The 9351-nt window shown below is 58.1% G+C and carries 12 protein-coding genes; 3 read left to right on the top strand and 9 right to left on the bottom strand.

The annotated features are described in order from the left end of the window. Positions 1 to 109: 109 nt before the first annotated feature. Complete coding sequence (locus tag GOW09_RS20120; protein ID WP_152457022.1) at positions 110 to 919, bottom strand: division plane positioning ATPase MipZ; 810 nt, start codon at positions 917 to 919, stop codon at positions 110 to 112. Between the two features lie 217 nt (positions 920 to 1136). On the opposite strand from GOW09_RS20120, the gene GOW09_RS20115 reads away from it, so the two are divergent. Both GOW09_RS20115 and GOW09_RS20110 read left to right on the top strand, forming a co-directional pair. After that, a complete protein-coding gene (locus GOW09_RS20115; RefSeq protein WP_171120338.1) occupies positions 1137 to 2024 on the top strand; it encodes an AEC family transporter in 888 nt (295 codons plus the stop codon). Positions 2025 to 2101: 77 nt separating this feature from the next. After that, complete coding sequence (locus tag GOW09_RS20110) at positions 2102 to 3709, top strand: MFS transporter (protein ID WP_171120336.1); 1608 nt, start codon at positions 2102 to 2104, stop codon at positions 3707 to 3709. Here GOW09_RS20110 and GOW09_RS20105 read toward each other — a convergent pair. The 3 genes from GOW09_RS20105 to rplS form a co-directional block, all read right to left on the bottom strand. After that, on the bottom strand, positions 3706 to 3933 hold the full coding sequence (locus tag GOW09_RS20105) for a hypothetical protein (RefSeq protein ID WP_152457025.1): 228 nt from the start codon (positions 3931 to 3933) through the stop codon (positions 3706 to 3708). The genes GOW09_RS20110 and GOW09_RS20105 overlap by 4 nt on opposite strands. A gap of 165 nt (positions 3934 to 4098) precedes the next feature. Further along, positions 4099 to 4320, bottom strand: a complete 222-nt coding sequence (gene rpmE, locus GOW09_RS20100; RefSeq protein WP_050605278.1) for a 50S ribosomal protein L31 — start codon at positions 4318 to 4320, stop codon at positions 4099 to 4101. A gap of 11 nt (positions 4321 to 4331) precedes the next feature. Next, a complete protein-coding gene (gene rplS, locus GOW09_RS20095) occupies positions 4332 to 4715 on the bottom strand; it encodes a 50S ribosomal protein L19 (RefSeq protein ID WP_152457026.1) in 384 nt (127 codons plus the stop codon). 370 nt (positions 4716 to 5085) lie between these two features. Here rplS and GOW09_RS20090 point away from each other — a divergent pair, with 370 nt between their 5' ends. Continuing rightward, positions 5086 to 5886: a GH25 family lysozyme gene (locus GOW09_RS20090; RefSeq protein WP_171120334.1), complete on the top strand. Its 801-nt coding sequence runs from the start codon at positions 5086 to 5088 to the stop codon at positions 5884 to 5886. On the opposite strand, the gene GOW09_RS20085 is transcribed toward GOW09_RS20090, so the two are convergent. The 5 genes from GOW09_RS20085 to bluB all read right to left on the bottom strand — a co-directional run bounded on the left by GOW09_RS20085 (position 5883) and on the right by bluB (position 9350). Then, positions 5883 to 6308, bottom strand: a complete 426-nt coding sequence (locus GOW09_RS20085) for a hypothetical protein (RefSeq protein WP_171120332.1) — start codon at positions 6306 to 6308, stop codon at positions 5883 to 5885. The two genes, GOW09_RS20090 and GOW09_RS20085, sit on opposite strands and share 4 nt — an antisense overlap. 139 nt (positions 6309 to 6447) lie before the next feature. Then, positions 6448 to 7251, bottom strand: coding sequence for a tRNA (guanosine(37)-N1)-methyltransferase TrmD (gene trmD, locus GOW09_RS20080; protein WP_171120331.1), 804 nt, complete (start codon positions 7249 to 7251; stop codon positions 6448 to 6450). After that, positions 7248 to 8063, bottom strand: coding sequence for a hypothetical protein (locus GOW09_RS20075; RefSeq protein WP_171120387.1), 816 nt, complete (start codon positions 8061 to 8063; stop codon positions 7248 to 7250). The genes trmD and GOW09_RS20075 overlap by 4 nt, the downstream gene beginning before the upstream one ends. Next, complete coding sequence (gene rimM, locus GOW09_RS20070; protein ID WP_171120329.1) at positions 8063 to 8566, bottom strand: ribosome maturation factor RimM; 504 nt, start codon at positions 8564 to 8566, stop codon at positions 8063 to 8065. The genes GOW09_RS20075 and rimM overlap by 1 nt, the downstream gene beginning before the upstream one ends. A gap of 148 nt (positions 8567 to 8714) precedes the next feature. Then, on the bottom strand, positions 8715 to 9350 hold the full coding sequence (bluB, locus tag GOW09_RS20065; protein ID WP_171120327.1) for a 5,6-dimethylbenzimidazole synthase: 636 nt from the start codon (positions 9348 to 9350) through the stop codon (positions 8715 to 8717). Between the last annotated feature and the right edge of the window lies 1 nt (position 9351).

Genomic DNA, 9351 nt, shown 5'->3' with positions numbered 1-9351 from the left:
CAAGCTTCCATGCGGGACGTCTTTGCAGCTGTTTCTGAATGCAAGTCCAGAACCAAAGAACATTCATACTGCCTAAAAAAGTCCGCATAGCGGCCGCCGGGACAGCTGATCAGAAGTCAATCTCCACACCCGGCAGATTCAGCTCTTTCATCATGTCACGCAGTTCCTGCCGGGCTGCGATGTTCGAGATGTTCAGCTGTTTGACCCCGATATCCTTGAGGTCCAACAGTGTCAGGCCACGCGGGAACAGCTCGCGGAAGATAACCCGTTCGGAAAAGCCCGAGGCGACGCGGAAGCCGATGCGCTGGGACAGCATTTCGATCGCGCGCTGCATCTTTTCCTTGTTGACCATGCGCTGCGTACCGACCCGGTTGCGGACAACGACCCAGTCGATCGGCTTCAGCCCCGCCTGTGCCCGCAGTTGACGAGCGTTCCAGACCATTTCGGAATAGACGGACGGGCCAAGGATTTTTTCGCCCTTCGAGTCGATCCGCGCCAAAAGGTCAAAGTCAATGAAACTGTCGTTCAACGGGGTGATCAGCGTGTCGGCCAGCGAATGCGCCACCTGACTCAGACGGGTGTGAGACCCCGGGCAGTCGATCAGAATAAAGTCGCTGTCGCTTTCCAGCTGGGATACGGCAGCAGACAGGCGATGGTCATAGATGTTCTCGCCCGGTTTCAACGTTGCGGCATCGATCTCGGGCAGGTCGTGATGGCGCGGGCTGGGCAGAGTCAGGTCCGAGCTTTTGAGGAAATTGTTGCGGTTCTCGAAGTATCGTCCCAGACTGCGCTGACGCAGGTCCAGATCCAACGTGCTGACCTTGTGTCCCAATCGGGCCAGCGCGGTCGCCACATGCATCGACACGGTCGATTTGCCTGCGCCACCCTTTTCGTTCCCGACCACAATGATATGTGCCATGCTTGTATTCCCAAGTCCCGCCGTGCTTCACTACACGTTGTTGTCAGCCACTATATGTTGTGTCGGCGGCGAAGGAAAGAACCTCAAGCGGCGCTTTCGGGCAATATCAGACTCTAATCGGGAAAACCCAACGCTGCGCACGGGTTACACAGAGCGCTTGCCATTGCAATGGCACTGATTCACTGTCGACAAACGGTTTCGGCAAGGAGATTTTTGCTTGGAGCACCTGTTCCTGAACGTTTTGAACGTGGTTCTGCCCGTCCTGATCTGCGCTGGAATTGGATATGTTCTTGCCGTGATTCAGGCGCCTTTCGACAACAAGGTCATTGGTGGGATCGTTTCAAAAGTAGGCTATCCGACATTGATCATTTCTCATCTGTCGAACACCAAACTGGCCGTGGGCACGTTTCTTGACATGATGACGGCCGCTGCCCTTGCGGTGGCCGGTTTCGGGGTGTTGGGGTATGTCGTGCTAAAGGTTCTTCGCTTGCCGGTGAGGGCATTTCTGACGCCGTTGATGCACGGCAATGTCGGCAACATCGGCCTGCCAATCACTTTGCTGGCGCTGGGCGATGCAGGTATGGCCTATACCATGGCGTTCGTGGTGGTTGTGCTGATCAGCATCTTTACCGTCGGCATGTGGATCCCGGCCGGAGAATTCTCGACCAGGAAACTGGCGACGTCCCCGATTATCTATGCCGTGGGCCTCGCCCTGATCCTGATGGCAACGGGACAAAGCCTGCCGCAACCGGTCGCAAAGTCCTTTGACATCTTGGGTGGATTGTCGATCCCGCTCATGCTGCTGACCCTGGGGCATACGCTCGCGACGCTGCGTGTGAAAAGCCTGGGTCGCGCGGTTCTGCTGACGGCCCTGCATCTGGCGATGGCGGTTGCAATTGCCAGTGTTCTGATCTGGTTGTTTGGTTTCACGGGAACCGAGCGGGGTGCGCTGATCCTGTGTTGCCTGATGCCTTCATCCGTGGCGACTTATCTGTTTATCGACCAGCATGTTCCGGAATACGGGCCGGATGTGGCGGGGTTCATTCTTGTCTCGACGCTCAGCACTTTGCTGGTGCTGCCCGTTGCGCTGTCATACTGGATCTGATGCAACCCTATGCGCAGGGCCAGAAATCGTTAAACTGATGATGTTTGTATTCAAACTTCTTGGTCAGTGGGTGTTTTATGGGCGATGAGAGCTCGGTCAGTGTATCTCCGCAGTCCCGCGCCCGTGTGGTGCTGGCCATGACGGCCATCTGCATGATGGTCGTGGGGTTCAACACAACTGCTGTGACCACCATATTGCCCAATCTCAGGGCCGAATTCGATTTGACCCCGTCAGGTTTGCAATGGGTGATGGCCACGTATTCCGTGACCAGCGCCACGCTTGTCTGCATCGTCAGCCGGCTGGGTGACATTACCGGCAAGATGGGCGTGTTCTTTTTCGGCATGATCGTCTTTGCAATCGGGTCTTCCTTTGCGCTGTTGGCGCAGGACGGGGCGATGCTGCTTATCGGGCGCGGCGCGCAAGGCGCGGGCGCGGCTGCTTTGTTCGGCACGTCCCTGTCATTGTTGACGGCGGCCACGCCCGAAGAGCAGCGCGCCAGCGTTACCGGCATCTGGGGGGCGATTGTCGGTCTGGCGATCGGTGTCGGGCCCATCGTCGGTGGCGCTTTCGGCCATTATGTCAGCTGGCGCGCCGTCTTTGCAGCCGACCTGGTTCTGTTGGCTGTGGCCTTTGCCATCGGGCTGCATGTCAGCAAACGGAAATACGTTCCCGATACCCGTCTTGCCGGGGCAAAGTTCGATTATGCGGGGGCCGTTGCCATTCTGTTTTTCCTCGGGCCATTGTCCTTTGCGCTCAGCAACGGGGAAAGCGGCGGGTGGACTTCGCCTTTGACACTGGTGCCGCTGGTCGTGGCGGCCGTGTCGACAATTGCCCTTGTCATCGTATCCCGCCGCAGCGACGACCCTTTGATCGAGCTTCGGTACTTTCGCCATCCGCGTTATCTGATGGCCGCGGCGGGGATGTTCTTTACTGGCTTCACGCTGTTCTGCTTCTTCGTCTATTTCAATACATTCGTCCAATCGCCTGATGCCTTTGGGTATTCGTCCATCGATGCGGGTCTGGCGATCATGCCGCTCAGCCTCAGCATGTTTGTGATCTCGGTCACTGCACCCCGCTTTCTTGCCCCCTACAGCTTTCAATGGCCGATCGCCATTGGCCTGGGGGCGATGGCCTGCGGGTTCCTGCTGCTGATGACAACAACGAACACAACGCAGTTTTCCGAAATCTGGTGGAAGCTGCTGATCGTCGGTGTCGGATTGGGCATCTGCTTTTCGCTGTTGCCACGTCTGGGCCTGCGCCTGCTGCCCGAGCAGCATGTGGGGCAGGGTTCGGGGGTCATCAACGCCTGTCTCTATTTCGGAGCAACCCTTGGTGCCGTGGTGGGCGGTCTGGCCGAAGCGATCACCAGACGCCGAGGTCTGTCCGAGGTGATCGACGCGCTGCCTGCCGTGTCAACCCAGCGCGAGGATCTGGCCCATGCGCTGGCACATGGAACGCCGAACCAGATACAGCAATTGATCTCGGGGATGGATCCGTCTGCGGGAGATACATTGGCGAAGGCCCTGCGGGATGTGCAGGACAACGCCTTTGACAATGCCATGTTGGTTGCCGCGATTGCGGCGCTGGCCGGAATGACGCTGGCGCTGATGTTGCTGCGCGGGCCGGTTCCCCCTGTACACAGTGCGGCGGAATTGACCCGCAATCCGCGACAACCAAGCTCCTAACCGCCGAGGTAGACCCCTTTCTGAGGGCGAAAAAAGACCTTCTGATCGTGTAGCTTGCCCAGAAGTTCGTGAATACGCCGCAACGTGTCTTCCCGGTCGGTCCTGCTGTCCTCTGGTTCATCCGAAGCAGCATGTGACAACGAAGCGATCGAGTCGCGCAACGCCGTTTCAATCAGATCCATATCATCGACTGAAAGCTCGATCATGTCGTTGTACTGGGGCATGTCCGGGTCTCCGTGGAAGCTGAGGGTTGTTCACACGGAGTGTAACATCACTGGGTCTTTGCAAAAACGCACCTTGTCCGGTTTCGCGTCCATAAGACACATGGAAGCTTCCAGAAAAAAGGCCGCCCCCATGGGACGGCCTTTCGAAATCGAAACAAGTCAGACTTAGAAGCCCAGACCTTCGTATTTCTTTTTGAACTTCGACACGCGGCCGCCGGCGTCCATCAGGCGCGACGAACCACCAGTCCATGCAGGGTGCACGGAGGGGTCGATTTCTAGAGCCAGCTGGTCGCCTTCGGCGCCCCAGGTGGATTTCATCTGAACCACTGTGCCATCGGTCATTTTGACGTCGATGACGTGATAATCGGGATGGATGTCTTTTTTCATCTTTCCGTTCCTTACGCTTCGGCGCCAGCCTTGGGCTTGTAGTTCGTGACCTCTGCGATACGCGCGGATTTACCGCGGCGGGTGCGCAGATAGTACAGTTTGGCGCGACGAACGCGGCCACGGCGGACAACGGTGATGCTGTCGATGTTGGTCGAATACAGCGGGAACACACGCTCCACGCCTTCGCCGAACGAAATCTTGCGAACGGTGAACGAACCGGCAATGCCATTGCCGTTGTTGCGCGCGATGCAGACGCCTTCGTAGTTCTGCACACGGGTGCGCGACCCTTCGGTCACCTTATAGCCGACACGAATGGTGTCACCGGCCTTGAAGTCGGGGATGTCTTTCCCCAGGGCGGCAATCTGTTCCGCCTCAAGCTGTGCGATAAGATCCATCGCAGGTACTCCTATATGCTCGTGGTTGGCCCACGAAGTTTGGGCACGGCCTGAGAGCTCTTGGTCTTCACCGGGTCCTGCATGCAGCCCGCCAGAGGTCAGATCGAATGTTCCTTTGGTCTGGTTTGATCTGACACATCCCCGCCGAAGAAAGCCGGGCTTGAAGCCGATAATCAAACCAAAACACCGGAGTCGCAGAATGCGGCACCGGATTGCGGTCGTTTAAAGGTATTGAGTGCCGGGATCAAGAACAAATTGTATGGCGAAGCAGTGGGAATCCGCCTTTCGAAAATCCCACCGTTGCCACAGCGGTCAGATCAGACATTCTGAAGGAAATTGAAAGAGCAGAAGTTTCAGACAGGACCCCATGATGCGAATTGCACTTATGCTGACGATTGCAGCCGCTTTGCTTATGTCGTGCGGACGCGGCGGCCCGAAACCGCAGGTCGTGGAACCCACGCCGGGTGTGGACAGGACAGCACCGTCCGTAATCTATCCTGATTTTGGTGATGCCGATCCGCATGACTGGGAGGGCCGTCACCCCGGCTTGTATCCGATCCACGGGCTTGACGTCTCGCGCTGGCAGGGACCGATAGACTGGCGCACAGCCAAAGCTTCGGGCGTAAGCTTTGCGTTTCTGAAAGCAACCGAAGGCGGCGATGTGGCGGATCCATTATTCGACGACCACAGGCGCGGTGCTCAGGCGGCGGGCGTGCCGTGGGGGGCTTATCATTACTATTATTTCTGCCGATCGGCCCGGGAACAGGCGCGTTGGTTCATTCAGAACGTCCCGAAAGGGGCAGATCTGCCGCATGTTCTTGACATGGAGTGGACGCCGCATTCCAAGACCTGCACGTTGCGGCCCGATGGCAGAACCGTCCGCGCCGAAGCGCAGCGCTTTCTGGACATTCTCGAACGGCATTATGGCCGGCGTCCCATCGTCTATACGACAGTGGATTTCTTTGCGGATACGGATATCGGGCGTTTGCCCAAAACCGAGTTCTGGTTGCGATCCGTCGCAGGCCATCCGCGTCAGGTCTATCCCAGAACGGTCTGGCGGTTTTGGCAATACACCGGCACCGGGCTGGTGCCGGGGGTTCAAGGCAGGGTGGATATCAACACGTTCAACGGCACCCCAGAAACTTGGGCCAGCTGGAAAGCGCGCCGCTAGTTTTTGGCTGTTCCGTAGGTTTTGATAGTGCCGCCCCCGACCAGGTGGTCCAGCCGCCGTTCGCGTTCATCACCAAAGGCGTTGCGCACCCAGAACGATTCACCCGCGGTCAGTTCGCGCCGCTCGAAACCGCGTGCGCGCAGGCAGCGATCAACCTGATCGATTTCGCCCTGTTGACGCAGCTCGTCCTGAAATGGCGCGGTGACCGCAGGCCCGACGATGATGCCCCAAAGCAGGATATTTGTTGCATAACCGCCGATTACGGCGCTGTTGCCGCCCTCGTCAGCTTCCTGAGAGCAGGAGTCAACGGCAACCTTCGCAGAGTGCAGATTGTGACCGGCTTGCGTCGGAACCGACATCCCAAGCGGTTTGGTGGTACAGGCGGAGGCAACCAGTAACGTGCCAAGCAATAACTTTTTCATAATGCCTTCTATTTCACTTCTTATTACCCAAAAACTAATGGGGCATGGAAGTGAATAAGTTCAGGTGCGTTCAACTTCAAATGGCATTCTGACAAACAACGAAACTGAGGCATCCCGGCCACAACGAGCGGGTCTAGTCCTAGGATTCTGATCTGGCTTTGGCGTATTCTGCCCAGATATCAGGACGCCGTTCGCGCGTGATGTCTTGTGCCATTTTTTGCCGCCATTCCGCGATCCGGCCATGATGGCCCGACATCAGAATCTCGGGGATCGGGCGCCCTTTCCAATCTGCGGGGCGGGTATACTGGGGGTGCTCCAGCAAACCCGAGGCAAAACTTTCTTCTTCGGTCGAAGCCTGATTTCCAAGCACTCCGGGAATCAGCCGTACCGTGGCATCGATCAGGGCTTGTGCCGCGATTTCGCCGCCGGTCATGACGAAATCACCCAACGACACCTCTTGCACGCCATAATGTTCCAAAACGCGCTCGTCCACGCCTTCAAAACGACCGCACAGAAGGGTCATGCCGTCACAACGGGCAAGATTCTGCATCATGCGCTGGTCCATGCGACGCCCGCGCGGGCTGAGGTAGATCAGCGGCCAGTTCCCTTGAACGCCTGCCATCGCATGTTCGATCGCATCACCCAGAACATCGGCCCGCAGAACCATGCCCGCGCCACCCCCGGCCGGGGTGTCATCAACGTTGCGATGTTTGCCTATACCGAACTGTCGCAGATCCACTGTTTCCAGTTGCCAAAGCCCTTCCTGCAAGGCTTTGCCTGTCAGGCTTTCGCCCAGAACACCGGGGAAAGCGGACGGGAACAAAGTGATGATCTTGGCTTTCCAGACCCCGTGCAGATCAGGGCTCGGCGTCATCAGCTCGCGTGGTTTCAGGGAAGGACGGATCGCCTTGCGGCCGTGGGATCTGCTGGGTTTCTCTGTCATGTCTGGCGGGCCAGTTCGTTCTGTGCGGATTGAATCAGTGCTTTCTTCTGGGTGATCATGGCGGCGTCGTCCAGCGAGGATCGGTTCAGCGCCAGGATTTCCTGTAGCACATCGTCTGAAAATGTTGGCGTGCCATGTGCAGGCCCGACAAGTTGTGACGAAAGCTCGGGTGGCAGGTTCAGAAATTCGGCCAAGGGCGCACCTGCACCAAGGCGGTGGTTCTGCAACGCCTCCATCCATTCTGTTCTGACCGTGACGGATGGCAACCGATTCCGGACGGCATCAGCGGTTTCCTGAAGCGATGGCAAATGGGCAAGGTCGGAGGAAAAGGCGTCCAAGTCCTGCACCGTGCGTGATTTCTGCAAGTCGTGTGCCCACAGGCTCCGCAGCCATTGATCGCGGGCGCGCAAGGATATGTAGATCGTGATTTCGGTTTCATGACCCAGAAACCGACGCCGCACGACGCTGACCAGAGTTTCCGCCAGTTCCGGTGCGGCACCGTAACCTTCACGCTTGTTTCTGCTGGGGCGCAAGCCTGCGAAATTCTCTTCGCTCAGGATCAACCCCCGGCGTGCGCCGAAATCCAGATCGTCCAGAAACGCGTGCAGGTGGCTTCCAAAACCCGCCAATGTGGAATCCAGCCGGTAAAGCGAGTGACGCGTGGCGCTCTCGCTCAAGCCGCTGTTGCGCGTCTTGTAGGGCAGAACCAACGCGAAGCGTGGCCAGATCAGTTTCCGGTTTTCATGGAGGAAGGACTGTGCTGCGGTCATGCCTGTCTTGTGCAAGCCCAGATGCAGCAGGACCCGACGCATCATATCAGGCCTTCGGGCGGGTCGGCCACGATACGGCCTTGTTCCAGATCCACCGTGGGTACAACTTGCATCGTGAAAGGCAGCAAAACAGTGGTTTTCAGGCCCGGCCCGTGCAATTCTAACAAGTCTGCGGCGCCGTGGTTCTGCACCGATTTGACCTTGCCCAGCAGGGTGCCTCCGGTGTCATAGACATCCAGCCCGATCAGGTCGTTGTGGTAGAATTCATCATCGGGCAGCGACGGCAGCTGATCGCGCCTTGCGTAAAGGCGCAACCCATTCAGGGCATCCGCCTGTTCCTTGGTTTCAACGCCACCAAGGCGGGCCGCGAATCCGTTCTTGATGGCGCGCGTCAATACCACAGGATAACGCTCTTTGCCCGCTTCATCGGTCAGCGGCGAATAGGTCTCGATATCTTCGGGAACGGCGCAAAAGCTTTTCAGCCTCACCTCGCCTCGCACACCGTAAGCCCCCGCGATGCTGCCGACGCAGATCAGATCACTCATTGGCTGCCCCAGTCGTCAAACATATCCCGTTTCTCCATTCGCCAAGCCCGTTGCAGGCTTCGCGCTGGTTGTTGCGCTCGAAGAACACGCCCACAATAAAGGCGATCAACAGCAGAATGGGAAGTCGTATCAATCCGAACATAAGGCCTTACCGTGTTTCGATCGTCAGGCCCTGCGCCCGGGTTTCCCAGCCGACCTGTTCCAGTTCAGGTGTATCTGACATCTGTTCCGGCCGGCCGACACAGAAATAGCCGATCAGGCGCCAGGTTTCAGGAACATTCAGATCGCGCTTCATCTGGTCGGGGTCCAGAATGGAAACCCAGCCCAGCCCCAGCCCTTCCACCCGAAGTGCAAGCCAGAACAAAGTGATCGCGGACACGACAGAGTAGCGCCGCATCTCGGGCATCGTGCCGGCGCCGAGCCCCAGCCCTTTTTCGGTGCTGTCGTCGCAGAAGACGGCCAGTTGCACAGGCGCTTCCTGCATCCCGGAAAGCTTCAGCCTGCTGTATAGCTGCGCCTTGTCCCCCGAGTAGCCCGTCAAAGCGTGGTCATTGGCGGTGCGAAAATTCTTCAGCGCTGCGGCCCTTGCCGCTTCGCTTTCGACGCGGATCACGCGCCAGGGTTCGCTGAGCCCCACCGAAGGGGCCAGTCGAAATGCGTCGAGGCAGCGCGCCAGCACTGCCTCGTCAATCGCATCGGTGCGGAACCGGCGCACATCCCGCCGGAGCCGCAACAACAGGTCGAACTGCGTGCGAAAATCGTCTGTAAAGGGGTGATCCCGCACG

The organism is Ruegeria sp. HKCCA5463, assembly GCF_013034175.1.
Taxonomy (GTDB): domain Bacteria; phylum Pseudomonadota; class Alphaproteobacteria; order Rhodobacterales; family Rhodobacteraceae; genus Ruegeria.
The sequence above is the reverse complement of the archived record's forward strand: the minus strand, read 5'-3'. Positions and strand labels throughout refer to the sequence as shown.